Source organism: Arthrobacter sp. zg-Y769, from assembly GCF_020907405.1.
In the GTDB taxonomy this organism is placed as follows: Bacteria; Actinomycetota; Actinomycetes; order Actinomycetales; family Micrococcaceae; genus Arthrobacter_B.
In genome coordinates, this window is sequence record NZ_JAJJOE010000008.1 from 452277 (window position 1) to 477594 (window position 25318).

The window sequence follows — 25318 nt, forward strand, 5'->3', positions numbered from 1 at the left end:
CGCCGGAGGGGTACGCGTAGAGCGAAAGGCGGCCCAACCTGCGAAGGACGGGGTGTCAAAGGTGGTTATATGAAGTATCAACACCCTTGAGGAGGCAACTCATGACAGCAGCAGTAGCAACCCGTGAGCTGAACAGCCTGGACCGCTGCGACCGTTGCGGCGCACAGGCATACGTACGTGCCGTACTGGAATCCTCCGGTGGGGAACTGCTTTTCTGCGGGCACCACGCCCGGGCGGTGGAGGCGAACCTTCGTCCGCTCACCTCGGAATGGCAGGATGAGACCTCTCGCCTGAACGAGAAGGCGCCGGTCTCTGCAGAGTAAACACGCAGTCGCCTGTTCGGTCAGCGAAGCCCACGGACCAACGTCCGCAGGCGACGCGTCGTACCAAGCTTGAAGAAGTCCCCTTCCGGATCGGAAGGGGACTTCTTTTTTTGTGCGGCCTTTGATGCAGCCTCACCGCTGGCCCCCGGGCCGTGCCACCTAAACAACAGCACCCCGTCCCGCGAACGCGGAACGGGGTGCTGTTGGTCCGGCTGTCCGGCCGGAGGGCGTGGTGTCTTAGTCCAGGTAATCCCGCAGGACCTGGGACCGGGACGGGTGGCGCAGCTTGGACATCGTCTTGGATTCAATCTGGCGGATGCGCTCACGGGTAACCCCGTAAACCTTGCCGATCTCGTCCAGTGTCTTCGGCTGGCCGTCGGTGAGGCCGAAGCGCATGGCAACAACTCCTGCCTCGCGCTCGGACAGCGTGTCCAGCACGGAGTGCAGCTGTTCCTGCAGCAGCGTGAAGCTGACGGCGTCGGCCGGGACCACGGCTTCGGAATCCTCAATGAGGTCGCCGAATTCCGAGTCGCCGTCTTCACCCAGCGGGGTGTGCAGGGAGATCGGCTCGCGGCCGTACTTCTGCACCTCCACAACCTTTTCAGGGGTCATGTCCAGCTCCAGTGCCAGTTCTTCGGGAGCGGGCTCGCGGCCCAGGTCCTGGAGCATCTGGCGCTGGACGCGGGCCAGCTTGTTGATGACTTCCACCATGTGCACGGGAATGCGGATGGTGCGGGCCTGGTCTGCCATGGCACGGGTGATCGCCTGGCGGATCCACCACGTGGCGTACGTGGAGAACTTGAAGCCCTTGGTGTAGTCGAACTTCTCGACGGCACGGATGAGGCCCAGGTTGCCTTCCTGGATCAGGTCCAGGAAGAGCATGCCGCGGCCGGTGTAGCGCTTGGCCAGGGACACCACGAGGCGCAGGTTGGCCTCGAGCAGGTGGTTCTTCGCACGCTTGCCGTCATGGGAAACCCACTGCAGCTCACGCTTGAGCTTGGGATCCATGTCCGGATCGGCTGCCATCTTCTCTTCGGCATACAGGCCGGCTTCGATCCGCAGCGCGAGATCGACTTCCTGCTCGGCGTTCAGCAGGGCGACCTTGCCGATCTGCTTCAGGTAGTCCTTGACCGGGTCGGCAGTGGCGCCCGCGGACACGACCTGCTGGGCAGGTGCGTCGTCGTCGTCGGCGTCCGAGTATACGAAACCCGATCCCGTGGGTGCGGTTGCGGCGTCCGAGGCCTCGGCGGCGTCTGCGTCGGGCTCGACGTCCGTGCTCTCAACTTCTTCATCGACCTCGGCCTTGGCAGCCTTGGTCTTCGCAGCGGTCTTACGTCCAGCTGCAGTGGTGCCGGCCTTCGCCGGAGCCTTACGGGCGGCAGCGGGCTTCCGCGCCGTCTTGGCAGCGGTTTTTTCGCCGGAAGCGGCCTCCTTGGCGGCCGCCGCGGACGGGGCCTCAGTTGCGGCAGTGCGCTTATTTGCAGTGTCAGTCTCTTCGACTGCAGTTGTCTTTCTCGGCGACACAGAAAACCTTTCATACGGCGGGTTGTGGCACCGCCATTGGGGGCAACACCACTATGACCCTGTCAAGTCCGTGATTCTTTCCAAGTGTCCAGGCTTGGCTGTCCTTGGTAGAACACACCGTGCCGGTGTTTTGTTCCGCTGGCCACTGGGACTGGCAGTTCAAAGGACACTTGATACACGAACCCGACCGGGTCTCGGTTCCCATTGTCGCACGTTTTCCGTTTCGCCACAGCACGGAGTCCGCCGCCGGTTCGGGCGCGCCCCCTGGTTTAATCGCCCGGGATGCCGGGCCACGAACCGTCCCGCGAGCGGGCCCAGTCCGGAAGGATCCCCGTGCCCAGCAGTTCATGCAGGAGCAGCGCCAAGCGGTATCCGGGGCAGGCCTCGAGCGCGGACTGAAGATAAACATGTGCCCGGGAGCCGCGTCCCCTTGCCCATTCCATCCAGGCAAGCAGCGAAAGCAGGGCGGCCTTTGCTTCGCCGTCCGCCACGGGCACAAGGTCGGTGAACACGGCATGTGCCAGGTCGAGCAGATCCCAGTCCGGGGTGCCGGAACCCCTGCCGACGAGGATGCTGCGGAAATCCGCGGCGGCCTTGGACTGCCTTCGGGGGCGCGGTACCAGGGGAACGACGCCGGGTCCCCGGATGAATGCCCCCGGCTGTGCGTTCCCGGGAAGGACCAGGGGATGATCCTGCCGGCGGACCAGGCCGTTCGCTTCTGCGCCGCGGACGGCTGATTCTTCCCCGACGGCAGCCAGGACCAGCAGGGCATCCCGGATCCCGCGGTCACCGAGACTGGCCAGGAGGAATCCTGCACATTCCGCCCCGCGGTGCGGCCGGTCATTGCTCAGGGCCTCCGGGGCAACCAGGTCGTCGGCATACGGGGCAGCACCGGCAGCATGGCCGCTCCCCGCAATACACTCGGTCCACAGTGCAAGGGTGCACCGGAACTGCTCCCGTTCACACCAGTGCCCTGCCAACTGTCCGGCGAAGTGTGCCTGCGCCTGCGTTACCTCGTCCCGGTTGGGCCATTGTCCGGGGAAGGACTCCCCCACCGCGCGTTCAAGCGTCGCGGCGAAAGCGCTCCCCCGGTACACAAGTTCCGTATTGAGCATGCTGTCCGCGATCTGCGACCTGGGCATCCCGGGCCAGGGGCAGCAGTCCGGCCGGGTGCAGAAATAGTCCCGCCAGGAATCCGGCCCTACCAGCCATCCGTCCTGCAGCGGTAGGCCGGCCGCGGCCAGTTCCTTCTCCAGCCGGCGCACCAGCTGCCGGTAGGGCGGGTGTGCCGGATCCCGCCAGGGCGCGTCCGTGTACATGGCCAGGAGCGCTCCGTCCGCCCCGGTGTCCGATGCCAGGAACCGGCAGGCGGTGGCGGCATACTCTGCCGTCCCGGCCCTGGCCGCCTGTCCGGGCGGAAGGTCAAGGCGCAGCGTTGCTCCCAGGCGGCCGCCGCAGAGCGCCATCAGGACCAGGGAATTGCGCGGCTCGAAGCCCAGGGTGTGGGGAACCAGGCTAAGGATGTCTGCCGGGGCGTTGACGCGGTAGGGGTTGCCGGGAGTGCCGGCGGCCGGTTCTGTGCTCATGGCCCAAGGTTCCCCGGGGACAGGTGTTCGCCGCAGACCCTGCCCGGCGCCTGTGCATCCCGCGCTGGCGTCCAGTCCCGCATCCCGGCGGTGGAGGAAGAGTGGCCCCGAGGTGCGTACGTGCACCGCCCCGCCATACCGGCCTTACTTCCAGCGGAAAACCTTTGCGGCCACTGCGGCACACGGAACGGTCCAGCCGAGCATGACCAGAAAGGGAGCCGCCGTGACGGACCCTCCGTACCAGGCTGCGGTAAGCGCCTGGGTCATGGCACCGAGCGGGGTAAAGCCTGCGACCTGGCGGACTCCCTCGGGCATCAGCGGTCCCGGCGTCCACAATCCTGCAGTGAACATGCACACCATAAACACCAGGAACCCGATGCCGTAGGCGTTCTGGGCGGTCCCGGCCACGGCGGCAATGAGTGAACCCACGGCCATCATGGCGCCGACACCGAAGATGAGTACGACGACGGTCAGGGGAAGGCTGTCCGGCATGAGGCTGTCAAAGGCAATCCGGGCCAGCAGGACGGTGACGGTCACCGCAACGGCGAGCGATACGGCACTGACAATCCACTGGGCGAACAGGATGCGGTGCGCCCCGACGGGTGTCACGCCGAGGCGGCGCAGCACGCCGCTCTCCCGGTAGCCGCTGATCGCGGACGGATAGTTGGTTACCGCCACGCTGGACAATGCCACCGCAATGGACAGGGGCACGAGCAGGTCAATGGGGCGCAGGGCGGCGTAGACGGGATCCGTGCCTCCCATCGGGACCCTGGTGCCGGGGATGACGAACCCCTGAAGCAGCAGGATCGCCGAGGGCAGCACCAAGGCCATGAAAACGCTCAGCGGGTTGCGCAGATACAGGGTTGCTTCGGTGCGGGTCAGGGCTCCCAGGGCGCGCATGGTCTCACCTCACTCGGCAGGCGCTTGCTCAATGAAGGCCAGATAGGCATCCTCCAGGGAGCCGTGCCCGCCGGGGCCGGTGCCGGAGACAGCCAGCAGCTCCGCCGGGGTGCCGACAAACCGTGTCCGGCCGGCGTCGATGATTGCCAGCCGGTCACACAGGCGCTCGACGTCGTCGAGGTAGTGGGTGACGAGGACAACCGTGATGCCGTCATCCTTCACCCGCTGAATCAGCTGCCGGATGTCGCGCCTGCCCTGGGGGTCGAGTCCCGTGGTCAGCTCATCGAATACGACCACGTCGGGATCGCCGATGAGAGCCAGGGCAATCGAAAGGCGCTGCTTCTGCCCGCCCGAGAGCTTGTCGAAGGGCCGTTTGCGGTGTTCGTGCAGCCCGACGATGCGCAGCAGTTCCGGCACATCGGCAGGTTCGGGGTAAAAGGCGGCAAACAGCCGCAGGGCCTCTTCCACGCGCAGGGCGGGCGGCAGGGCGGCGGCCTGGAGCTGGTAGCCGACGCGCCCGCGCACCGTTGCCCGGTCCGCGGCGGGGTCCACTCCCAGCACCGTGACCCGCCCGCCGTCGGGCCGCAGAGTGCCCGCCACACACTCCACGGTTGTTGTCTTTCCGGCCCCGTTGGGGCCCAGGATGCCGAAGGCTTCACCCGCCTCGATGGACAACGTGACGTCTTCGAGCGCCACGACATTCCGGAAAGCCTTGGAGAGCCCGCTCACGCTTACCACGGTGCCGGCGGGCACGTGCGCCCTGGTCATGCGGACAATTCTGGGGGCCCTGCGGCAGCAGGGTCAAGGGTGCTGCGAGCTGTTGCCTGTTGCGGCTGCGGTTGCCGTTAGTCCGGGACACATGGAAGCGCGGCAGGGACCGGAATACCCCGGTCAGGCGTCGCCGCGCTCCCCGCGGCGCCGCTGCCGTTCCCTGGCCAGCGCTGCGCGAAGCGGCGGCAGCGGAGATCCTTCCCTGGCCAGCCGTGCGCGGACCTGCCCCCGGGTCCGCAGGATGCCCGCGACGCCCACCGCCATCACGGCGAACTGCACCGACAGGGCAATCCGGAAGGAGTTCAGGGCGTACAGGTTTCCGTCGGAGAAACCGCTGTTATTCAGCACGTCCAGCACCACGCCGATCAGGTACATGCTGACCAGCGAGGCAATGAAGCCGCCGATATTGACAATCCCCGTGGCGGTGCCCAGCCGCGCGCTGGGGTTGTAGGTCCGGGCAAAGTCGAACCCGATCATGGACCCCGGCCCGCCGATGGCCAGCAGCGCCACGAGGAGCACCAGCAGCCAGAGCGGCGCCGGTCCGGGATAGAGCAGGACGGCGGCCCACCCGGCGGCCATGGCGCCGGCAATCAGCAGGACCATGGTGGACCGGCGCAGCGGGTGCCTGCCCACCCACGAGCCCATCCACGGCCCGCAGATGATGGCAACCACCACGAAGAAGGCCATCAGGGCCGACGCCGTAGTGGAAGACACGCCTTCAGCGCTCACCAGATACGGAAAGCCCCACATCATCACGAAAACCGTGCCCGGAAACTGCACCGTGTAGTGGGTCCACATGCCCAGCCGCGTTCCCGGCTGGGCGAACGCCTGCGCGAGGGACGTGCCGGTCTGCCGAAGCGGCAGGGGCACGGGTGCCTCGCCGCCCTCGGGCCGGTTCCGCACACAGGCCAGCGTCAGGACCAGGGCAAGCAGGGAGAGCGACGCCGCGGACACGAATGCCGTGCTCCAGCCGAAGCGGTGCAGCACGTAGGCAAAGGGAATGGCGCTGGCTATCTGCCCCAGCTGGCCGACTATGCCCGTGTACTGGGTCAGGACGGGAATCTTCCGCCCCGGGAACCAGGCCGGAAGCAGCCGCAGCACGGAGATGAAGGTCAGTGCGTCCCCCGCACCAACGAGGGAGCGCCCAAGGATGCCGGTGCCGACGGATTCCGCGGTAGCCAGCTGGAACTGGCCCGCGAGCATCAACACCGCACCCCCGGCGATCAGCAGCCGCGGACCGAACCTGTCCACCAAGACACCCACGGGGATCTGCAGCCCGGCATAGACCAGCAGCTGCACCACCGTGAAGACGGACAACACGGAAGCGGATGCGGAGAAGCGCTCGGTGGCTTCAATGCCGGCCACTCCGAACGTGGTCCGCTGGGTGACCGCCACCATGTAGGCAAAAACGCCTACACCCCAGACGATCCAGGCCCGTGTGCCGTTCACCGGCACACCTGCCCCGGGCCGGCCTGTGTCGCGCTAAGCCGCTCCGGGCCGCCCGTCCCCGTCGTCGCTGCCGTGGCCATTGCCCGTGCCCTCGGTGGCATTTGGTGCAATCTCCTGATCCGCGTCATCATGTGGTCCGGTCGTGCCCGGGTGCTGGTTTTCGGGCCATAGCGCTTCGGATTCCTCCTCGGCCTGCGGGCTGGCCAAATAGGCCTCCACCGCGGCTCCGATTTCCTCGGCGTCTGCCAGTTCGTCGTTGCCCTTGACCAGCAGGGAGCGGCGAACGGTGCTTTCGGTGTATTGGTCGTAACGCTTCTCCAGCGTGGCCACCACGCCCTTTACCTCGGCCGAGGCCTCCACCTGTTCGGTGATCTGGCGGTCCACGTCACGGCCGGCCTCGCGGAGCCGGTCGGTGGGCAGCACCAGTGAGGCGGCGGCACCAAGGTATTCGAGTCCGGCGACGGCTGCGGGCGGGAACTCAGCCTCGGCCAGGTAGTGCGGTACATGCACCACGTGCCCGACGACGTCGACCCCTGCCTCCACGAGCCGCAGTTCCAGGACGTGCCCGACGGCGGCCTGCACCTGGGCGATCGGGGTCCAGGAACTGATCCCCTCCACCAGGTCGGGCCGGTTGCCGTGCGTAGTGACCCCGATCGGGCGGGTGTGCGGGACGGGCATGGGGATCGAATGGATCCAGCAGACCAGGCTCACGTCGAAGGTTTTGACCAGGTGCAGGACCGCGGCCGTGAACCGCTCCCACTGCAGGTCGGGTTCGAAGCCGGTCAGGAACAGGAAGGGCTCGCCCAGCCCGTCATACATGCGGTGCAGCTCAAGCTTCGGCGGCTCGTAGTCGCTGAGATGGTCCTCGATGAAGGAAATCTGCGGCCGGCGGTTGCGGTAGTCAATCAGCTGGTCCGCGTCGAACGTTGCCACCAGGTCATGGTCCAGGGCATCGAAGAGCTCATCCCGGATCTGGCTGACCACGTGGCCGGCCTCGGCGAAGCCGGTGAAACCGGCAAGGAGCTTCAGGCCGGACAGGTCCCCGGATTCCGTGACCTCCGGATTCAGATTAAACAGGGTCAACGGATCAAGCATGTCTTACCCCTCCCGGGAACTCACGTGCACTGTTGGCACAGGATGGTGTCCGCCGGTGTTGCCGGCTGCTTAAAACCGTTGCTGTGCCCTTACTCAAGGGTAAACGCCGGGGCACGTGCGTTTCATTCCGGGGACTGCACTGACCCCGCCCCGGTGCAGCAGCTAAGGCGCAACGTTGCGGCGCCCGGGCGTTCTTCAGACTACGATCGGTGTGGTAGACGCAAAGCAACACAGAAACGTGAGGAAACAGCTTCGTGAACAAAGCCAGTGAGCCCAGCCTGTCGGCAGTATCCAGGGACGGACGCAAGGTCGCCGCCAGTGCACTCGTGATCGGCGTGGGACAGACCCCCGACGGTCCCGTCCTGATTGAAAGTCCGCTTTCCCCCAAGGCCTCGGCTGCCCTGACTGCTTCACTGCCGCTGCTGGGCATCACCGGCGCCGCGGACGAAGTCCACCGCCTGCCCGGCCTGCCCGAGGCCGACGCCGACATGCTGGTCCTCACGGGTCTGGGCAAGGTTTCGGCCGGCGTCGCCCTGACCGAGGAAGCCCTCCGCCGCGCGGCCGGATCCGCCGTGCGCCAGATCGCCGGCACCGCGTCGGTGGCCCTGGCACTGCCGGCAGGAACCGTGGCAGACGCCGCCGCCGTCGCCGAGGGTGCCCTGCTGGGTGCCTACAGCTTCACCGAACACCGCAGTGCCGCCACCGTGGACAGTGTTCCGGCACCGGTCTCCGAGATCACGGTCATTACTGCTGCCGCTGACGAGAAGGCACTGAAGCCTGCCCTCGAACGCGCCCGGATCCTCGGCCGCGCCGTCAACGCCACGCGCACCCTGGTCAACCAGCCGCCGAGCCACCTCTACCCGGAGACCTTTGCGGCAGCCGCCAAGGACCTGGCCAAGTCGCTGCCCGTCAAGGTCACCGTGATGGACGAGAAGAAGCTTGAACGCGAAGGCTTCGGCGGCATCCTCGGCGTCGGCAAGGGTTCGGCCCGTCCCCCGCGCCTGGTCAAGCTCGAATACGCGCCGCTGCGCTCAAAGGCCAAGCTGGCCCTCGTCGGCAAGGGCATCACCTTCGATTCCGGCGGACTGTCCCTGAAGCCGGCCGCCGGCATGCAGGCGATGAAGTCGGACATGGGCGGTGCCGCCGTCGTGCTGAACGCCCTGCTGGCCATCGCCGAACTGGGACTGCCCATCAAGGTGACGTCCTGGCTGTGCATTGCCGAGAACATGCCCTCGGGCACCGCCCAGCGTCCCTCCGACGTGATGACCACCTACGGCGGCCGCACTGTCGAGGTGCTGAACACCGACGCCGAGGGCCGGCTGGTCATGGCTGACGGCCTGGTGGCTGCCAGCGAGGAAGCGCCCGACGCGATCATCGACGTCGCCACCCTGACCGGGGCCCAGATGATTGCCCTCGGCAACCGGGTGTCGGCAGTGATGGGTGAAGAAGGAGTCCGGGAAGCCGTCAAGGCTGCCGCGGACCGGGCGGGCGAGCTGTTCTGGCCGATGCCCATTCCGGAAGAGCTGCGGGCGAGCCTGGATTCGCAGGTGGCCGATATCGCCAACCACGGCGAGCGTTTCGGCGGCATGATGACCGCTGCCACGTTCCTGCAGGAATTCGTCGGCGAGGTCAACGGAACCAAGATCCCGTGGGCCCACCTGGACATTGCCGGCCCGGCATTCAACGACGGCGCCCCCTACGGCTACACGCCGAAGGAAGGCACCGGCGTCGCCGTCCGCACCCTGGTGGCCTACGCCGAAGACGTAGTGGCGCGGGCCTCATAGCATCCAATCCGGTTCCGCGAAACGGAACTGACGCTTGTGGCAGGTGTTTCTCATTACACTTCGCCCCTTGCTGCCTGTGTTCAAGTGGATGCTGGTGGTAGGGGGCGATAGGGTGAGGACTGATCACAAACGCCCAATAACTCATCGGCGCGCATGGGCGCGTCAACGAAAACGCGAGGGAGCGTCCAAGTGGCCGATAAGGCAGCTGCGCAAGAGTTCGACATCCTGATCCTCGGCGGAGGCAGCGGCGGCTACGCCGCGGCACTGCGCTCCGTGGAGCTGGGATTCTCCGTAGGTCTCATTGAAAAGGGGAAGCTGGGCGGGACCTGCCTGCACAACGGCTGCATCCCCACCAAGGCGCTGCTGCATTCCGCCGAAATCGCGGAGAACGCCAAGACGGCCTCGAAGTACGGCATCAACGCCACCTTCGACTCCATCGACATGACCGCAGTGAACGCCTACAAGGACAACATCATTGCGGGCAAGTTCCGCGGCCTCCAGGGCCTGATCAAGTCCAAGGGCATCACGGTCATCGAGGGTGAGGGCAAACTCACCAGCGAAAAGACCATCGAGGTCAACGGTGAGACCTACACCGGCAAGAACATCATCCTGGCCACCGGCTCCTACTCCCGCTCACTGCCGGGCCTGGAAATCGGCGGCAAGGTCATCACCTCCGACCAGGCCCTGAAGATGGACACCGTGCCCAAGAGCGCGGTCATCCTCGGCGGCGGCGTCATCGGCGTCGAATTCGCCTCGGTCTGGAACTCGTTCGGCGTGGACGTCACCATTGTCGAGGGCCTGCCCTCCCTGGTCCCCAACGAAGACGCGGCCATCATCAAGCAGCTGGAACGCGCGTACAAGAAGCGCGGCATCAAGTTCAGCACCGGCATCTTCTTCGACAACGTCCAGCAGAACGACGACGGCGTCGTCGTCACGCTCGCCGACGGCAAGACCTTCGAAGCCGATCTGCTGCTCGTGGCCGTTGGCCGCGGCCCGGTCACCGCCAACCTCGGTTACGAAGAAGCGGGCCTCACCATGGACCGCGGCTTCGTTATCACCAACGACCGCCTGCACACCGGGGTCGGCAACATCTACGCCGTGGGCGACATCGTTCCCGGCCTGCAGCTGGCCCACCGCGGCTTCCAGCAGGGCATCTTCGTTGCCGAGGAAATCGCCGGCCTGAAGCCCGTTGTGGTTGACGATGTCAACATCCCCAAGGTCACCTACTGCGAGCCGGAAATTGCCTCCGTCGGCCTGACCGAGGCAAAGGCCAAGGACAAGCTGGGTGCCGAGAACGTCGAGGTCCAGGAGTACAACCTGGCCGGCAACGGCAAGACCTCCATCCTCGGCTCCTCCGGCCTCATCAAGATGGTCCGCGAGAAGGACGGCCCCATCGTGGGTGTGCACATGATCGGCGGCCGCATCGGCGAGCAGATCGGCGAAGCCCAGTTGATCGTGAACTGGGAGGCGTACCCTGAGGATATTGCCAGCCTGATCCACGGCCACCCGACGCAGAACGAGGCGATCGGCGAGGCCGCTATGGCACTGGCCGGCAAGCCCCTTCACGGTTAACACCTAAGATTCACTTCCCCGGGCCGCATTCCGCCTTGCGGCTGCGGCCCGGGGGAAATCATCACCAGCACCAGCGGCACGGCTGGTCACAAAAGATCTATCAAGGAGAAACGGGGACAATATGTCTGAAACCGTGAACTTACCAGCCCTCGGCGAGTCCGTCACCGAAGGCACCGTCACCCGCTGGCTGAAGAACGTGGGCGACCGCGTCGAGGTCGACGAGCCGCTGCTCGAGGTATCCACCGACAAGGTCGATACGGAAATCCCCTCCCCCGTTGCCGGCGTGATCGAGGAAATCCTCGTGGCCGAAGACGAAACCGCCGAGGTCGGCGCTGCGCTCGTGCGCATCGGTGACGGCTCCGGTTCCGGCGAGCAGCTGGACGACGGCGGCAGCGCCGCCAACCAGGAAGCACCGGCCCAGGAAGCTCCGGCCGAAGAGGCCCCTGCCGAGGAAGCACCGGCAGCCGAAGAAGCTCCCGCCGACGAAGCACCGGCAGCCGGCGGCTCCGGCGAAGGCACCGAGGTCACCCTCCCCGCCCTCGGCGAGTCCGTCACCGAAGGCACCGTTACCCGCTGGCTCAAGGCCGTAGGCGACGACGTCGAAATGGACGAGCCGCTGCTCGAGGTTTCCACCGACAAGGTCGACACCGAGATCCCCTCCCCGGTAGCCGGCAAGCTGCTGGAAATCCGGGTCAATGAGGACGACACTGCCGAGGTCGGCTCCGTACTGGCCGTCATCGGTTCCGGTGCCGGCGCTCCCGCCAAGGCCGAGCCGAAGGGTGCCGAGCCCGTAGCGGCTGCCTCCAAGGACGAGCGTGAAGCTCCGGCCGTCGAGCCGGAAAAGAAGGAAGCCCCGAAGGCTGAGGCTCCCAAGGCCGAAGCTCCGAAGCAGGAAGCCCCGAAGGCTGAGGCTCCGAAGCAGGAAGCCCCGAAGGCCGAGGCTCCGAAGCAGGAAGCGTCCGCCGGCTCCAACGACGGTGGCACTTATGTAACCCCGCTGGTGCGCAAGCTCGCCAACGAGCACGGCGTGGACCTCTCCAGCATCAAGGGTTCCGGCGTTGCCGGGCGCATCCGCAAGCAGGATGTGCTTGAAGCCGCCGAGGCCAAGAAGGCCGCCTCGCAGCAGCCTGCCGCTTCCGCTGCTTCCGCCCCCGCTGCGTCCGAAAAGGCGGCCCCGGCGCAGGTCAGCGAAGCCAGCGCCAAGCTGCGCGGCACCACGGTCAAGGCCCCCCGCATCCGCCAGACGATTGCACGCCGTATGCGTGAATCCCTGGAGGAGTCGGCACAGCTGACCCAGGTACACGAGGTCGACATGACCCGCATTGCCGCACTCCGGCAGAAGGCCAAGAACAACTTCCAGCAGCAGAACGGCGCGAAGCTCACCTTCCTGCCGTTCATTGCCAAGGCAGTTGTCGAAGGCCTCAAGCAGCACCCGGTCCTCAACGCCTCGTACAACAACGAGACGCAGGAAATCACGTACCACGATGCCGAGCACCTCGCGATTGCCGTGGACACCGAGAAGGGCCTGCTGGTTCCGGTCATCAACGATGCCGGTGACCTGAACATCACCGGCCTGGCCAAGAAGATCGCCGATGTCGGCAGCCGCACCCGCAACAACAAGATCGGCCCCGACGAGCTCTCCGGCGGCACGTTCACCATCACGAACATCGGCAGCGTCGGAGCCCTCTTCGACACGCCGATCATCAACCAGCCGCAGGTCGGCATCCTGGGCACCGGCGCGATCGTCAAGCGTCCCATGGTGGTCACCGACGCGGAGGGCAATGACAACATTGCCATCCGTTCGATGATGTACCTCTCCCTGACGTACGACCACCGCCTGGTGGACGGCGCCGATGCAGGCCGCTTCCTGCAGACGCTGAAGGCACGTCTGGAAGAAGGCAACTTCGAGGCGGACCTGGGTCTCTAGTCCCGGCCCCGGCTCCGAAGGGCGTCCTCCCGTTTCCGGGAGGGCGCCCTTCGCCGTTCACGGAACCCCTCCGGTCGGGGTTTCTCTACATGTTGTAGAAAAGTTACCCGTTCGGCCGAAGGCGCTGGCGCACCGTCGATAAACTCGAACTATGGATTTCCTTCACAACTTTCTTGTCTTCCTGCACATTCTGGGTGCAGCCATCATTGTCGGTATCTGGTTCGCCCGCATCAAGAACCCGACCGTACTGCCCGGCCAGTTCCACGGCGCCCTGCTGCAGCTCGTCACGGGCCTGGCACTGGTGGCCCTCAACGAGATGGGCGACGGCGACGTCAACCATCTGAAGGTGGGCATTAAGCTGCTGATCACCCTGGTGATTGCCGTGCTGGCGTTCATCGGCCAGCGCCGGTACAAGAAGGATGAGAACGTCTCCTCCGCACTGGCCAACAGCGTCGGTATCCTCGCGATCGTCAATATTGCCGTAGCCACCATGTGGTAGTCTGCACAACAGCGGAAATAGGATGGGATGGTGTGCCGGCTTGCTGCCGGCCCCGTCCCATCACTGTTTAAGGAGACCCCCCATGGCTACAGTCCGCTCAGCCCACACCGTCTGGAACGGCGACCTCTTCAACGGCAAGGGCGACGTCACCCTCGACTCCTCCGGCCTCGGTACCTATGACGTTACGTGGAAGGCCCGCGCCGAAGAGGCGAACGGCAAGACCAGCCCCGAAGAGCTTATTGCCGCGGCCCACTCGGCCTGCTTCTCCATGGCTTTCAGCAACGGTCTGGCCGAAGCAGGAAAGACCGCCGAACGGATCGAAACGTCCGCCGACGTCACCTTTGTTCCCGGCACCGGCATCACCGAAAGCCGCCTGAAAGTTACCGCGGTGGTTCCCGGCCTGACCGCGGAGGAGTTCACGGACATCGCTGAGGCTGCCAAGAGCGGCTGCCCCGTGTCACAGGCACTCGCCGGCATCAAGATCTCCCTGGACGCCACGCTGGAGTCCTAGGAGCCGGCTCACCGCAGCAAAGGGGGTCCCTGGTCCGGCCGGAACAGGGACCCCCTTTGGTGCGGGACGGGCCGGGTCACCTTTTGCCGGGTACGGGCATAGATGGCTGGGAACGGTGGTCGTGGCCAATAGGTGCGCGTACGGTTTTCTGTAAGCGAGCTTGGCCAGTACCCCAAGGGAGCGGTTTCGATACGATCGCAACTGCGTCTGAAGGTGAAGGTATGAACCTCACTCCCAAGGAAATAGCCCTGGGTGTTCCTGATCATCGCCCATTACCTTCCGGCAGCCAGGCGCACGTGAGCGGGACTTTTAGAGCGCCGCCCCCACCCAGAGTCCGACGCCGGCGGCCGCCACTGAGAGCACGAGCATCACCACACCGCTGATGAACGACGCGCCGTGCCGGCCCTGTTTGATCAGCTGTACCGTCTCGTAGCTCGCGGCGCCGAACGTGGTGTAACCGCCGAGGAACCCGGTGCCGATGATATAGCTGAGGTCGGTCGGCACCAGGTGCACGAAAACGACGCCGGTGAGCAGGCCGAGCACGAGGGAGCCGGAGACGTTGATGATCGTCGTTGCCCACGGGAAATCCGTCTTAAGGTGGTCTCGGATGAGCCCGTCCACGATGAACCGCACCGCGGCGCCGAACCCGCCGGCCAGCGCCAGCAACAGGAAAATCCCGGGGGTCATGTAGCAGCCTCCTGCCCGCCATTGTCCCGCCGGCCGGAGCCCCGGGCGTTGATGCCGCTCGCCGCGGCGATGCCGGCCCAGGTGGCGCAGGCGCCGACGAGCACCGTGCCAAAGGCGTAGATCAGCGCGGCCCAGGGCAAGCCGTCGCGGAAGAGCACGGCGGTGTCGGTCGCCAGCGAGCTGTAGGTGGTGAAGCCGCCGCAGAAGCCGGTGCCGAGCAGCAGCTTGAGGTTCCTGCCGGTCGGCGTGCTGCCCGTGCGTGTGACCGCCTCGTAGAGGTAACCGAGCAGGAAGGCGCCGACCACGTTGATGATCGGGATCGCCACCGGCACCTCGCCCAGGTTCGGGATGAGCAGCGAGAGGCCCTCGCGGCCGGCCGCACCGGCACCGCCGCCGAGGAAGACGAGGGCGATAGGTGCCCAGCGAAGGTGCGGCGGGCGGACGCCGGCGCTCATTCTCTGGTCCCCGGCCCGGTGGCGCCGGCCCCGATGGCGCGGGCGGGGACCACGAGGACGTCAGCGGCGAAGCGGGCGGCCTGCAGGACCACATGCTGCCGCTGGCCGGGGGAAACGCCGACGACGGCCGGGTGCTTCTGTGGGGAATCCGAGTGAGCGCCCATCTTTCCGGCGGTACTCCCGGGGCCACCCGCCTTCAACGCCGGCAAACCTCCGATCGGCTGACCGGCTGGGATAGACGCCGCCGGAGGGCCCGGCGGCACGATCGGCCAGGCGCCGTCGGCCGTACCGGGTCGGGCCTCCCGGGTGTACGCCGAAAGCCCGGCCCCGCGGATCCGGGCCTTCGGTGTGGTTGTCAGTGCCGGCTCTCCTTGGTTCCGTCAGTGCTGCCCGTGCCGGCCGATACCGGGGCCGGGATGGACAGGTCAATGCTCTCCTGCCGACCCTCCTCCTGCCGGCCCTGGGGCCGCTGCGGCAGCGGAGCAGGCTGGAGGCTGCGGTACCCCGAGAGTGCCGGCGGTTCGTCCGTAGGCAGCTCAGACAGCATTTCGCGCAGGATGCCCACACCGTGTTCCAGCTGCGGGTCATCCCCGGCCACATAGGCGTGCGGCGGGAAGGCAACCTCAATGTCCGGCTCCACGCCCCGGTTTTCCACGTCCCAGCCGACACCGCCCGTAAACCAGTACGCGTAGCGGGGCTGGTTCACCATGGTTCCGTCCACCAGGTTAAAGCGTCCGTCGATGCCGACGACGCCGCCCCAGGTACGGGTGCCGACCACGGGGCCGATGCCCCTCAGCTTCGATATCTGGGTGACGATGTCGCCGTCGGACCCGGCAAATTCATCCGTCAGGATCACTACGGGACCGCGCGGAGCGTGTGCCGGGTAGGGGGTGGGGGTGCCGCCGCGGGGAACGCTCCACGCGCTGACCTTCCGTCCGATCAGCTCGGCAACCAGCTGGGAGGTATGACCGCCCCGGTTCCGCCGGACGTCAACCACCAGCGCCCGCAGGGATGCCTCCTGATCCAGGTCCCGGTGCAGCTGCGACCAGCCGTTGGCCATCATGTCCGGAATATGCAGGTAGCCGAACTCGCCGTTGGATGCTTCACGCACAATGCGGCGGTTGGCACTCACCCAGTTCTGGTAGCGGAGGCGCTCCTCGCTGCGCAGCGGCACGACGGCGATCCGCCGCTGTTCCGGGGCGCCGTCCCCTCCGGTGGACACAACCGTCAGTTCGACGGTCCGGCCGGCGGCACCCGCGAGCAGGACTGCAGGTCCCTCGTTGGCCGGAACCGGCCGGCCATCCACTGCGGCAATGACATCACCGGGGTGGACGTCGGCACCCGGGGCGCTCAAGGGGGAAGTAGCCTCGGGATCGGAGGATTCAGCGCCGAGGATCCGCACCACTTCCCAGCCACCGGCGCCGGGGCGCAGATCGGCTCCGAGGAAGCCCTGGCCGCCTGATCCCTGTTCGGTGACAGGGATGGGGTTGACGTAGGCATGGGAGGTGCCGAGTTCGCCGTGCATTTCCCAAAGGAGGTCCACGAGGTCGTCATGGCTGCCGAGGTTCTGCACCAGTGGACGGTACCTGGCGTGGACGCCTTCCCAGTCCAGCCCGCCCATGTCCGGAGCCCAGAAGAAGTCACGCTGCAGGCGCCAGGCCTCATCGAAGGCCTGTCCCCACGCCTTGACCGGATCGATCCGGACACGGATGCGTTCCAGGTCTACCCGGATGTTCTCGGGAGAGTCTTCGTCCACCCGTGCCGCTGCCGGAACCATGCGGACGCTGCCCTCGTGCCGCAGCACCACCTTGGTGCCGTCGCCGCTGACCTCAAAGTCATCCAGCGCCGAAACCAGGACCGAGACGTCCTTCTTTTCCAGGTCGAAGCGTTCCAGCCGTGAGGCGGGATCGCGGTCCGCTGCCGATGCCCGGCCGTCGCCGGTAACCCCGTAAACGTCCGAAGACTGCCACAGCAGCCCTCCCTGAGCAGCCCGGAGCTTCCGGTACCGGCCCTGGGGCACGGGGACGGCGATCAACCGGTCACCGATCCGCTCGGCGTCGACCTGCACGGACGGCACCGTGTCCTGCGACGCTTCCTCCGCTGTTCCGGTCTGCGCTGCGTCTTTGGGTGCAGCTACGGAGGTACCGGATACCGACGGTCCGAACGGCGAGGGTGTCCCGGCGGCCAGTGCCACCAGGAAGGGTTTGGTGGAGGACGGGAAGCTGAGATCGAACCGGTGCGTGTCATATACCGGGTCAAAGCTGCGCTCGGAAAGGAACGCCAGGTAACGGCCGTCGGTGGTAAAGGCCGGATCATGATCCGTAAACCGGCCGTCTGTCACATCGATGACCGGGGCAGCCGTGTCCAGCACGGATCGCAGGCGGAGCCGGGACCTTCCCTCGCCGCTGGACGGTTCCGCCCATGCAAGCCACTGCGAGTCCGGCGAGAAGGCCAGCTGGTCCACGGCGCCGAAGTCGGAGGTTGCAACGGGGACCAGCTCCGCCTTGGCCACCTCAAGCACAAACACTTCACCGGATTCCGTGGACACGCCCACGCGCTGTCCGTCCGGGCTCGGCACCAGCTGGCTGACGCGGGTGGGACGGCCGAACCCTACCCGGACGGTACCGCTCGCTGCCGACGCTTCCTGCTGTCCCGTACCGGCTGCATGGACGGCGCCCGTCCCGTCCGCGGACTCCCCCGTACCGCTCCCCTGAGGCACCGAAACGGGAGCGCCGGAGACGGACACCGGGCTGGGCAGCACCAGGCCGTTGCTCTCGCCGGCGTCTTCCTTGCCTCCGGAGACTCCGTCCACGGGGGCCTGGCCGGCCCCGCCCGCGGCGAGGTCTGCAAAGACGTCCTTAATGTAGATCGCCTCTTCACCGTCGCGGTCCGCAACGAACACGGCCCGGGACCCGTCCAGCGGCCTGCCCAGACGGGTGCGGACGGCTGAGTCGGCTTCGATCACGCGGGACGGTCCGTCCCGGTGGGTGAGCCAGTGAAGGGTGCCGTGGGTCTCCACCACGCTTGCCATCCCCTTGGTGTCCGGGGCAACTTCTGACAGGTGCCTTGCGACATTAAGCGGACGCGGGCGGCGCGCAGTACCGGCCGACCCCAGGACAATATCCAGGGGCTCGGCTTCAGCGTCCAGCGAGGACAGGAGCCAGATGCGTCCTGCGGATTCAAAGACGATCCGGCTGCCGTCGGAGGACGCGTGCCGGACATAGAAGCCCTCGAAGTCCGTATGCCGGCGGAGATCCGTGCCCCGGGGAGTCACGGAATAGAGGTTCCCGTAGCCTTCGTGGTCTGACAGGAAGACCACCCTGCCGTCGATCCACATCGGGTCCGAGAGGTTGCCGTCCAATTCGGGCACGAGGCGCAGGAATTCTCCGTTGCCGTCTGCGTCGATCCAGAGCTTTCCTGCGGTGCCGCCGCGGTAGCGCTTCCACCATGCCTGCTCGCGGGTGAGCATGCTGCCGATCACCATCGGACGCTCGTCGCCCACTGCGGGTCCTTCGGCGATGGTTTCCACCGGGCCGTACGGAAGCTTGACCGGTGCCGTCCCGTCGAGGGGAACGGCGAACGCCCAGCGCAGCCGGTTGTCTTCCTGCTCTACGGAGCACGTGGCGATGACCTGGCCGGCCTTGTTGAATCCCTTCAGGCGGGTGCTCTGGCTCCCCCAGTAAGTCAGCTGCCGGAAGTCGCCGCCGTCGGCGTTGGCGGTGACGATTTCCGGTGCGCCGCCCTGGACCACCTGCCATGCCAGCCGGGTGCCGTCGGGCGAGAACTTGGGGCTGCGGGCGGGCAGCTGCATTGCGGAAACCCGCCAGGCGCGGCCGCCGTCCACGGGAGCCATCCAAACGTCGTCTTCGGCGACAAAGGTGACAAGGTTCCCGTGCAGGTCGGGGTAACGGAGGTATGCAGTAGGACTCATGTGACGATCCTATCTTTCGCCACTGACTTGTCCGTGTAGCCTGGCGCTTCATTGCGGAGCCAGAATCCTGCTGATCCGCCATATTCCCTCGCTTCGCACCAGCACCAGCAGCACCTCCTGCTGCTGCGCCTGGCCGTGCCGCAGCACCGCACCGGCGCCGTCCATCTCGGTATACCCGGAAACCTGCATCCGGACCCGAAGTTCGGCCGTCGCTGTTTCCGGCAGCGGTCCCTGCTGCGCGGGCTGGTCCCGCGGTGCTGCTTCTGCGGACCGAACAGTCCCGGAGCCGTCCATCACGGCTACCTCCGTGACCAGGCCGGCCAGGGAATGTCCCTGCACTGCCAGGCGGCCAACCTGCTCGTGGTCGGCGCGGTGTGCTTCGGACCCGGGAACATTGACGTATTCGAGCAGGGCCGGGTCTGCAGTGGTGAAGGCCCTGCTCCGCAGTTCGGCGAGCGCCGGCAGCGCCCGGGCCGGGTCCTCGGCTGCGGTTTCCGCCCGTAGTGATTCCACGGTTCGTTCGGGTGCACCCGTCCCGGCGCCATCCGCCCCGGGTGCCGAGGGAGCTGCGGGGGCGGCGGGGGAAGCCTCCGGTCCCGGCGGGAGGGATGGACCCCGGACAGTGTCCGGGGAACCGCTGGACGACCCGGCACGGGCATCAGCGGCGGTCCCCCGCACCTGCAGGAGATCAGGGGCGGCGAGCGCTATACCGGCGAGTATCAGGACGGCGGTAACCACCAATGTGGCTGCCACCGGAAGCACCAGGCCTCCAGCGGCAGGATTGCCGGGCCGCCGACGGCGTCCGGTAGGCCGGTCGTTCCTTTGGCCCGTCAGGGGCCGCTCCCGCCCGGCACTGTCCCCGGTACCCCGTCCCCATCCCCGTCCCCATCCCCGTCCCCATCGCCATCCCCATCCCCGTCCCCGTCCCGCGACACCTTCCGATGCCCCGCGGCTACGCCTACGCCTACGCCTCCGTTTCCCGGTGCCGGAACCGGCGGACCCGGTCCGGCGCGTCAGCAGGTCGGGATGGACATCCGGATGGACGGCGGCCAGCAGGTCCACGGGCAAGGCGGAGGCCCCCCGGTACGCCGCAGCTGCGAAATCGTCAGCAGTAGGACGCCGGGCAGGATCCTCTGCCAGTCCCGCCTCCAGCAGGGCCGGCAGTTCCCTGCCCACGCCGGGAACCAGGATCGAAAGCGGAGGACGGTCCCGGCGGGGTGGAGGGACGCTCCCGGTCAGCAGGAACCAGCCCACGGCGGCCAGCGCGTACAGATCCGCTGCTGCACCCAGCCCTGGCTCCCCGCCGCCCGTGCTCTCCGGCGCAGTGAACCCGGGGGTCCCCGGCCGCTGTCCCTCCGGTTCGCCCAGCAGCCGCCCTGAACCGAAGTCCGCCAACAACGGCCTGCCCTCGGAAGTGAACAGGATATTCCCGGGCGACACGTCCCCGTGGGCCGTGCCCCGGGAATGGACGTAGGCCAGGGCCCGGGCAATCCCCACGAGTATGCTGACCGCTTCTCCCGGCTGGACCGGGCCCCGCGCTGCCACCAGGCCCGCAGCGCTGCCGCCGGCCGCATATCCGCTGAGCAGGGCCGCCCCCTGGTTCGTCTCGACCACCGCGTGCACCTGCAGCAGATGCGGATGCTCCAGCCGGGCAAGGATGTTTACCTCCCGTCGGGCTTCAAAGGCACTCAGTGCCCCTTCACCCCTGCAGGCCGGGACTTTCAGGGCGAACGGCGCGCCGTCGTCATCCCGCACCAGCCAAACAGCGGCACTGCCTCCCACTCCCAGCAGCCGGTCCACCCGGAAACCCGGCACCGCGGGCGCAGGAGGTACCGGGATGCCGCCGCGCAGTGCGGGATCTTCGTCCGGGGAGCCTGGTGGCGGGGTCGTGTCCATGGAACAACAGTCTTAGCCCGCACCCGCGGCGCGAAGCAGTTATCCACAGGGTAGTGCGCCTTCGGCAAGCGCTCGATGCAGCCCAACCGGACCCCGGTGAAAGTGTGGTCCACATTACGTCTGCGGGGGTCTAGGCTAGGGGCCATGGCTTTGGAGTTCACCCGCGTAGGCCTGGCTCCGCACTACGTGGACTATTCAACCGGCTGGGACCTCCAGCAGCAGCTGCACCAACGGGTGCTCGAGGACAAGGCACCTAACACCGTGCTGCTGCTTGAGCACACACCGGTCTATACGGCGGGACGGCGCACCGAACCCCACGAGCGTCCGTTCGACGGCACCCCGGTGATCAATGTGGACCGCGGAGGCAAGCTGACCTGGCATGGTCCGGGCCAGCTTGTCGCGTATCCGATCCTGAAACTGGCCGATCCCTCCTCCGTCAAGGCGTACGTCGGTGCCCTCGAGTCGGCCGTCATCTCCGTGCTGCGGGACTATGGCATTGCAGGCGAGCAGGTCGAAGGACGCTCCGGTGTCTGGGTCCGGGGAGACGGGCAGCCCTTCGGCGTTCCGGACCGCAAGATCGCCGCCGTCGGAATCCGTGTCCACCAGGGGGTCACCATGCACGGGTTCTCCCTGAACTGCAGCAACGATCCGGCACCCTACAGCCAGATCATTGCGTGCGGCATCGCCGACGCCGGCACCACCTCGGTCAGTGCGGAGACCGGACAGACCGTGTCGCCGGGCGACGTCGTTTCCCGCGTGGAGGACGAACTGGCCTCCCGGGAAACGGACCTGACCGGCACCATCGCCCTCGAAGACCACTCCGGCACCGGCGTCGTTCCTGCCTCCGGCCGGCCGAAAGGAGCCCTGCTGTGACCCTCGCCCCTGAAGGACGCCGCCTGCTGCGCATCGAACAGCGCAACGCGGCCGTTCCGGTGGAACGCAAGCCCGAATGGATCAAGGCCAAGGTAAACATGGGCCCGGAGTTCGTGGAGCTGAAGAAGCAGGTGAAGAAGGAGGGGCTGCACACGGTCTGCGAAGAGGCCGGCTGCCCCAACATTTTCGAATGCTGGGAGGACCGTGAGGCAACCTTCCTGATCGGCGGCTCCGAGTGCACCCGGCGCTGCGACTTCTGCCAGATCGACACCGGCAAGCCCTCGCCGGTGGACCTGATGGAGCCCACCAAGGTGGCGCGCTCTGTACAGCAGATGAACCTGCGCTACGCCACCGTCACCGGGGTCGCCCGCGACGACCTGGAGGACGAGGGTGTCTGGCTCTATGCCGAGACCATCCGGAAAATCCACGAGCTCAACCCCGGCACCGGCGTCGAGATCCTGATTCCCGATTTTTCCGGAAAGGTGGAGCACATCATCGACATCTGCGAAGCCCGGCCCGAGGTCTTCGCCCACAACGTGGAAACGGTCCCGCGCCTGTTCAAGCGCATCCGCCCCGCCTTCCGTTATGAACGCTCCCTAGACGTCATCACCCAGGGACAGAACATGGGCATGGTCACCAAGTCCAACCTGATCCTGGGCATGGGCGAAACACGAGCAGAAATCTCCGGAGCGCTGAAGGACCTGCGGGACTCCGGCTGCGACCTGATCACCATCACCCAGTACCTGCGTCCCAGCGAACGCCACCTTCCGGTGGACCGCTGGGTCAAGCCGCAGGAATTCGTGGACATCAGCACCGAGGCCGAGGAACTCGGCTTCCTCGGCGTGATGAGCGGACCGCTGGTGCGGTCCTCGTACCGTGCCGGCCGGCTCTGGGCCGGCGCCATGCGCCGCAAGGGGCGCGAGCTGCCTCCGCAGCTGGCGCATATCGAGGATTCCGGCACAACGCTGCAGGAAGCCTCTTCCATCCTTGCCCGGGGGTGACGGCCCCCCCGATGCCCGGGCACTGCACCTGTGCCACCCTTGTCCTGCCTTACTCCCGCAACCTTCCTAACCGCACGCCTTACATCACGTAGAATGAAGTCATTATGGCCAAAAGCACCGATTCAGACGCATCCCAGAGCGCCCGCAAAGGCGTCTTTTCCCGCAAGCCCAAGGGGGAAAAGAAGCCCAAGAAGGACGGGCGCATGAAGCAGATTGCCCAGGTCTTCAAAATGACCCGGCGCAACGATCCCAGCGTTGTCTGGCTGATGATTGGCGCGTTCCTCGGCGTTATCGCCGTGGGCCTGCTGATCGGGTTCCTGATCGACAACTGGATCACGATGCTCATCATCGCCATCCCGCTCGGCCTGCTCGCCGCAGTATTCATCCTGTCCCGCCGTGCCGAACGGGCGGCGTTCACGCAGATTGAAGGCCAGGCCGGAGCATCCGGCGCCGCCCTGAGCGTGCTGCGCCGCGGCTGGATCCTTGAGGAACAGCCCGTCGCCGTGAACCCGCGCACCCAGGAAGCCGTGTTCCGCGCCATCGGCCGCCCCGGCATCGTCCTGGTCACCGAAGGCTCCCCCGCACGTGCCAAGGCACTGGCCGACGGCGAACGCCGGCGCATGAACCGGGTCGTTCCCAAGGTTCCGGTTACCGTCATCCAGACCGGTCGCGGGGAAGGCCAGGTTCCGCTGTCCAAGGTGGCAACCACGGCCAAGAAGCTGCCCAAGGCACTGACCAAGCAGGAAGTCGCCACCGTCAACAAGCGGCTCTCGGCGCTCGGCACCCGGTTGCCGATTCCCAAGGGCATCGACCCGTACCGCGCCCGCCCGGACCGCAAGGCAACCCGCGGACGCTAGCCGTTCCTCTCACAAAAGGGCCCCTTTTCAGGGGCCCTTTTGTTTTGCCCCCTAGGACCCTTCCGACACGGACCCTTCCGACAGGGGCGCCTTCGAGCCCGCGAGCCGGGCCAGCAGACCACGTTCCTCGTCTCCGGTGAGTCCTGCCCCGCGGGGACGCTCGACGCCGACGGCTTCCTCCCAGGCGAGGGTGTCGCCAAGGGTCTGCTGCAGCGGCCGGAGGCGCAGTCCGGCCGCACGTGCCCGGGCATTGGACCGTGCATTCATCCCGTGCCAGTCCGGGTCCTCCAGCCAGAGGGGCAGCGAACGGGGGCCGGACCACTCGCTGACGCCCTGTTCGCGGAGCCACCCGGCCGGAGCCGGGACGGTGCCCTGCGGAAAGGCTGACTCCGCTTCAGCCGTTTGGGCCCCCGCTTCCCGCCCATCCGGTTCCCCGGCCGCCGCAGCAGCCGTAGCCGCCGCAGCCAGATGCTCCGCGAACGGCACGGTGTCCCCCACGGCGTTGAACACGCCGCCGGTCCGTTCCCGTGCGATCTGTATGAGCCACTGCGCCAGGTCGCGGACGTCAATGAGCTGCGTGGGCTGGTCCGGTGCGTCGGGTACAAGGACACGGCCGCCACGGGCAAACCGCAGCGGCCAGTATCCGCTGCGTCCGGAGGTGTCGCCCGGACCGCCGATCAGGCCTGCCCGGACCACTGCGCACGCATCGGCACCGAAACCCGCCATGACGGCCTGCTCACAGGCCACCTTGGCCGGACCGTAGCTATCCATGTCCCGCATGATGTCTTCCGCCAAGGGGGCCAGGAGAGCGGCGTCTTCGTCCTGGCCGAACTCCCGCTGGCTGGCATAGACATTGCCTGTGGAGACGAACACGTAGAAGCCGGCTGCATCCCTCAGGTCCCGGACGGCACGGCGCACCTGCCCCGGCTGGCGGGAGACGTCAATCACCGCATCCCAGTGCTGCTGCGCGGCGGCGGCGAGACCGTCGTCGGCGTCGCGGTCCAGTTGGAGAAAGGTGGTGCCGGCCGGCGGTTCGCCGGAGCTGCCCCGGGCAGCGCAGGTGACAATGTGTCCGTCGGCAGCTGCGGCGGCGGCCGTCTCATGTCCAAGCCAGGCGGTTCCGCCCAGGATCAGTAGTTTCATACTCTGAGAATCTGCCAGATTCTTAGGGCGGCTGGAAGGCCTAGTGCTTCACCTTCACCAGCAGCGTACCCATGGCGCGGTCGTGCAGGCCGCGCTGGTCGGCGTCGAACACCACCGCGGGGATCACCAGGCACAGCAGCAGCGTGCGGACCACTGCCGCCGGAATTCCCGCTGCGCGGCCGTCCATTTTCTGCACCTGCAGGCTGAACACACGGTGCCCGATGCTGTAACCGAGCAGGCTGACCAGCAGGATCTGCTCGACGGCGAAGATCGCCAGGATCGCGAAGTCATCTCCGCCGAAAAGCCAGTAGGCAATGAGCGAGGCAATGGCCCAGTCGATGACCAGGGCACCCAGCCGGGGACCGACGCGTGCAATGGACCCCGGGCCGGTACGCGGGCGGCCGAGGCGTTTGCCCGGCCACGTACTCTCATCGGAGGGAGGGCCTTCCAGCCAGGAACCTATATCGCTTCTATCGACCACGGTTAAAGACTACCCGGGTGGCAACGGCGAAAATAAACCTTCCATTATCACTG

At 66.8% G+C, this 25318-nt stretch carries 22 protein-coding genes; 9 read left to right on the forward strand and 13 right to left on the reverse strand.

Annotation, left to right across the window (positions count from 1 at the left end; genetic code table 11):
- Positions 1-101: 101 nt before the first annotated feature.
- Positions 102-323 (forward strand): DUF7455 domain-containing protein, encoded by a 222-nt coding sequence (locus tag LOC60_RS08780; RefSeq protein ID WP_146362357.1) that lies wholly within the window; start codon positions 102-104, stop codon positions 321-323.
- Positions 324-560: 237 nt separating this feature from the next.
- Here the strand turns inward: LOC60_RS08780 and LOC60_RS08785 are convergent, their stop codons facing one another.
- The 6 genes from LOC60_RS08785 to LOC60_RS08810 all read right to left on the reverse strand — a co-directional run bounded on the left by LOC60_RS08785 (position 561) and on the right by LOC60_RS08810 (position 7648).
- A complete protein-coding gene (locus tag LOC60_RS08785; RefSeq protein WP_230024446.1) occupies positions 561-1847 on the reverse strand; it encodes an RNA polymerase sigma factor in 1287 nt (428 codons plus the stop codon).
- 269 nt (positions 1848-2116) lie between these two features.
- Positions 2117-3433 carry a DUF4192 domain-containing protein gene (locus tag LOC60_RS08790; protein WP_230024447.1) on the reverse strand — a complete coding sequence of 439 codons (1317 nt, stop codon included), beginning with the start codon at positions 3431-3433 and terminating at the stop codon, positions 2117-2119.
- A 144-nt stretch (positions 3434-3577) separates the two neighbouring features.
- Positions 3578-4333: an ABC transporter permease gene (locus LOC60_RS08795; protein WP_230024448.1), complete on the reverse strand. Its 756-nt coding sequence runs from the start codon at positions 4331-4333 to the stop codon at positions 3578-3580.
- A gap of 9 nt (positions 4334-4342) precedes the next feature.
- Positions 4343-5101: an ABC transporter ATP-binding protein gene (locus LOC60_RS08800; protein ID WP_230024449.1), complete on the reverse strand. Its 759-nt coding sequence runs from the start codon at positions 5099-5101 to the stop codon at positions 4343-4345.
- A gap of 123 nt (positions 5102-5224) precedes the next feature.
- A complete protein-coding gene (locus LOC60_RS08805) occupies positions 5225-6553 on the reverse strand; it encodes an MFS transporter (RefSeq protein WP_230024450.1) in 1329 nt (442 codons plus the stop codon).
- A 33-nt stretch (positions 6554-6586) separates the two neighbouring features.
- Positions 6587-7648 (reverse strand): PAC2 family protein, encoded by a 1062-nt coding sequence (locus LOC60_RS08810; protein WP_230024452.1) that lies wholly within the window; start codon positions 7646-7648, stop codon positions 6587-6589.
- Positions 7649-7902: 254 nt separating this feature from the next.
- Here LOC60_RS08810 and LOC60_RS08815 point away from each other — a divergent pair, with 254 nt between their 5' ends.
- The 5 genes from LOC60_RS08815 to LOC60_RS08835 all read left to right on the forward strand — a co-directional run bounded on the left by LOC60_RS08815 (position 7903) and on the right by LOC60_RS08835 (position 13941).
- Positions 7903-9432, forward strand: a complete 1530-nt coding sequence (locus tag LOC60_RS08815) for a leucyl aminopeptidase (protein ID WP_230024453.1) — start codon at positions 7903-7905, stop codon at positions 9430-9432.
- Positions 9433-9621: 189 nt separating this feature from the next.
- Positions 9622-11004 carry a dihydrolipoyl dehydrogenase gene (gene lpdA / locus LOC60_RS08820; RefSeq protein ID WP_230024454.1) on the forward strand — a complete coding sequence of 461 codons (1383 nt, stop codon included), beginning with the start codon at positions 9622-9624 and terminating at the stop codon, positions 11002-11004.
- Between the two features lie 121 nt (positions 11005-11125).
- A complete protein-coding gene (sucB, locus tag LOC60_RS08825; RefSeq protein WP_230024456.1) occupies positions 11126-12931 on the forward strand; it encodes a 2-oxoglutarate dehydrogenase, E2 component, dihydrolipoamide succinyltransferase in 1806 nt (601 codons plus the stop codon).
- Between the two features lie 151 nt (positions 12932-13082).
- Positions 13083-13430, forward strand: coding sequence for a hypothetical protein (locus LOC60_RS08830; RefSeq protein ID WP_230024457.1), 348 nt, complete (start codon positions 13083-13085; stop codon positions 13428-13430).
- Positions 13431-13512: 82 nt separating this feature from the next.
- Positions 13513-13941 (forward strand): OsmC family protein, encoded by a 429-nt coding sequence (locus LOC60_RS08835; protein ID WP_104054652.1) that lies wholly within the window; start codon positions 13513-13515, stop codon positions 13939-13941.
- Positions 13942-14250: 309 nt separating this feature from the next.
- Here LOC60_RS08835 and crcB read toward each other — a convergent pair whose 3' ends face one another.
- The 5 genes from crcB to LOC60_RS08860 all read right to left on the reverse strand — a co-directional run bounded on the left by crcB (position 14251) and on the right by LOC60_RS08860 (position 20910).
- The gene (gene crcB, locus LOC60_RS08840; protein ID WP_230024502.1) at positions 14251-14628 is read right to left on the reverse strand and encodes a fluoride efflux transporter CrcB; all 378 of its coding nucleotides are present in this window, start codon (positions 14626-14628) and stop codon (positions 14251-14253) included.
- Entirely contained in the window at positions 14625-15083 is a 459-nt protein-coding gene (locus tag LOC60_RS08845; protein WP_230024458.1) for a fluoride efflux transporter FluC, read from the reverse strand. Before LOC60_RS08845 ends, crcB begins: the two co-directional genes overlap by 4 nt.
- Complete coding sequence (locus tag LOC60_RS08850) at positions 15080-15247, reverse strand: hypothetical protein (protein ID WP_230024459.1); 168 nt, start codon at positions 15245-15247, stop codon at positions 15080-15082. The genes LOC60_RS08845 and LOC60_RS08850 overlap by 4 nt, the downstream gene beginning before the upstream one ends.
- A gap of 191 nt (positions 15248-15438) precedes the next feature.
- The gene (locus LOC60_RS08855; protein WP_230024460.1) at positions 15439-19014 is read right to left on the reverse strand and encodes a S41 family peptidase; all 3576 of its coding nucleotides are present in this window, start codon (positions 19012-19014) and stop codon (positions 15439-15441) included.
- Between the two features lie 48 nt (positions 19015-19062).
- Entirely contained in the window at positions 19063-20910 is a 1848-nt protein-coding gene (locus tag LOC60_RS08860; RefSeq protein ID WP_230024461.1) for a protein kinase domain-containing protein, read from the reverse strand.
- 144 nt (positions 20911-21054) lie between these two features.
- Here LOC60_RS08860 and lipB point away from each other — a divergent pair, with 144 nt between their 5' ends.
- The 3 genes from lipB (at position 21055) to LOC60_RS08875 (ending at position 23641) form a co-directional block, all read left to right on the forward strand.
- Positions 21055-21783, forward strand: a complete 729-nt coding sequence (gene lipB, locus LOC60_RS08865; RefSeq protein ID WP_230024462.1) for a lipoyl(octanoyl) transferase LipB — start codon at positions 21055-21057, stop codon at positions 21781-21783.
- Positions 21780-22784, forward strand: coding sequence for a lipoyl synthase (gene lipA, locus LOC60_RS08870; RefSeq protein ID WP_230024464.1), 1005 nt, complete (start codon positions 21780-21782; stop codon positions 22782-22784). The genes lipB and lipA overlap by 4 nt, the downstream gene beginning before the upstream one ends.
- 104 nt (positions 22785-22888) lie before the next feature.
- On the forward strand, positions 22889-23641 hold the full coding sequence (locus tag LOC60_RS08875; protein WP_230024465.1) for a DUF4191 domain-containing protein: 753 nt from the start codon (positions 22889-22891) through the stop codon (positions 23639-23641).
- A 51-nt stretch (positions 23642-23692) separates the two neighbouring features.
- Here LOC60_RS08875 and LOC60_RS08880 read toward each other — a convergent pair whose 3' ends face one another.
- A complete protein-coding gene (locus LOC60_RS08880) occupies positions 23693-24784 on the reverse strand; it encodes an NAD-dependent epimerase/dehydratase family protein (protein WP_230024466.1) in 1092 nt (363 codons plus the stop codon).
- A gap of 40 nt (positions 24785-24824) precedes the next feature.
- Positions 24825-25265: an RDD family protein gene (locus LOC60_RS08885; RefSeq protein WP_230024467.1), complete on the reverse strand. Its 441-nt coding sequence runs from the start codon at positions 25263-25265 to the stop codon at positions 24825-24827.
- Between the last annotated feature and the right edge of the window lie 53 nt (positions 25266-25318).

What these genes read in the sequence shown, in the direction of transcription:
- LOC60_RS08780 (WP_146362357.1), top strand. Translation starts at nt 102, where the DNA reads ATGACAGCAGCAGTAGCAACCCGTGAGCTGAACAGCCTGGACCGCTGC.
- LOC60_RS08790 (WP_230024447.1), bottom strand. Translation starts at nt 3,433, where the DNA reads ATGAGCACAGAACCGGCCGCCGGCACTCCCGGCAACCCCTACCGCGTC.
- LOC60_RS08795 (WP_230024448.1), bottom strand. Translation starts at nt 4,333, where the DNA reads ATGCGCGCCCTGGGAGCCCTGACCCGCACCGAAGCAACCCTGTATCTG.
- LOC60_RS08800 (WP_230024449.1), bottom strand. Translation starts at nt 5,101, where the DNA reads ATGACCAGGGCGCACGTGCCCGCCGGCACCGTGGTAAGCGTGAGCGGG.
- LOC60_RS08810 (WP_230024452.1), bottom strand. Translation starts at nt 7,648, where the DNA reads ATGCTTGATCCGTTGACCCTGTTTAATCTGAATCCGGAGGTCACGGAA.
- sucB (WP_230024456.1), top strand. Translation starts at nt 11,126, where the DNA reads ATGTCTGAAACCGTGAACTTACCAGCCCTCGGCGAGTCCGTCACCGAA.
- LOC60_RS08830 (WP_230024457.1), top strand. Translation starts at nt 13,083, where the DNA reads ATGGATTTCCTTCACAACTTTCTTGTCTTCCTGCACATTCTGGGTGCA.
- LOC60_RS08835 (WP_104054652.1), top strand. Translation starts at nt 13,513, where the DNA reads ATGGCTACAGTCCGCTCAGCCCACACCGTCTGGAACGGCGACCTCTTC.
- crcB (WP_230024502.1), bottom strand. Translation starts at nt 14,628, where the DNA reads ATGACCCCCGGGATTTTCCTGTTGCTGGCGCTGGCCGGCGGGTTCGGC.
- LOC60_RS08845 (WP_230024458.1), bottom strand. Translation starts at nt 15,083, where the DNA reads ATGAGCGCCGGCGTCCGCCCGCCGCACCTTCGCTGGGCACCTATCGCC.
- LOC60_RS08850 (WP_230024459.1), bottom strand. Translation starts at nt 15,247, where the DNA reads ATGGGCGCTCACTCGGATTCCCCACAGAAGCACCCGGCCGTCGTCGGC.
- LOC60_RS08855 (WP_230024460.1), bottom strand. Translation starts at nt 19,014, where the DNA reads ATGAGTCCTACTGCATACCTCCGTTACCCCGACCTGCACGGGAACCTT.
- LOC60_RS08860 (WP_230024461.1), bottom strand. Translation starts at nt 20,910, where the DNA reads ATGGACACGACCCCGCCACCAGGCTCCCCGGACGAAGATCCCGCACTG.
- lipB (WP_230024462.1), top strand. Translation starts at nt 21,055, where the DNA reads ATGGCTTTGGAGTTCACCCGCGTAGGCCTGGCTCCGCACTACGTGGAC.
- LOC60_RS08875 (WP_230024465.1), top strand. Translation starts at nt 22,889, where the DNA reads ATGGCCAAAAGCACCGATTCAGACGCATCCCAGAGCGCCCGCAAAGGC.
- LOC60_RS08880 (WP_230024466.1), bottom strand. Translation starts at nt 24,784, where the DNA reads ATGAAACTACTGATCCTGGGCGGAACCGCCTGGCTTGGACATGAGACG.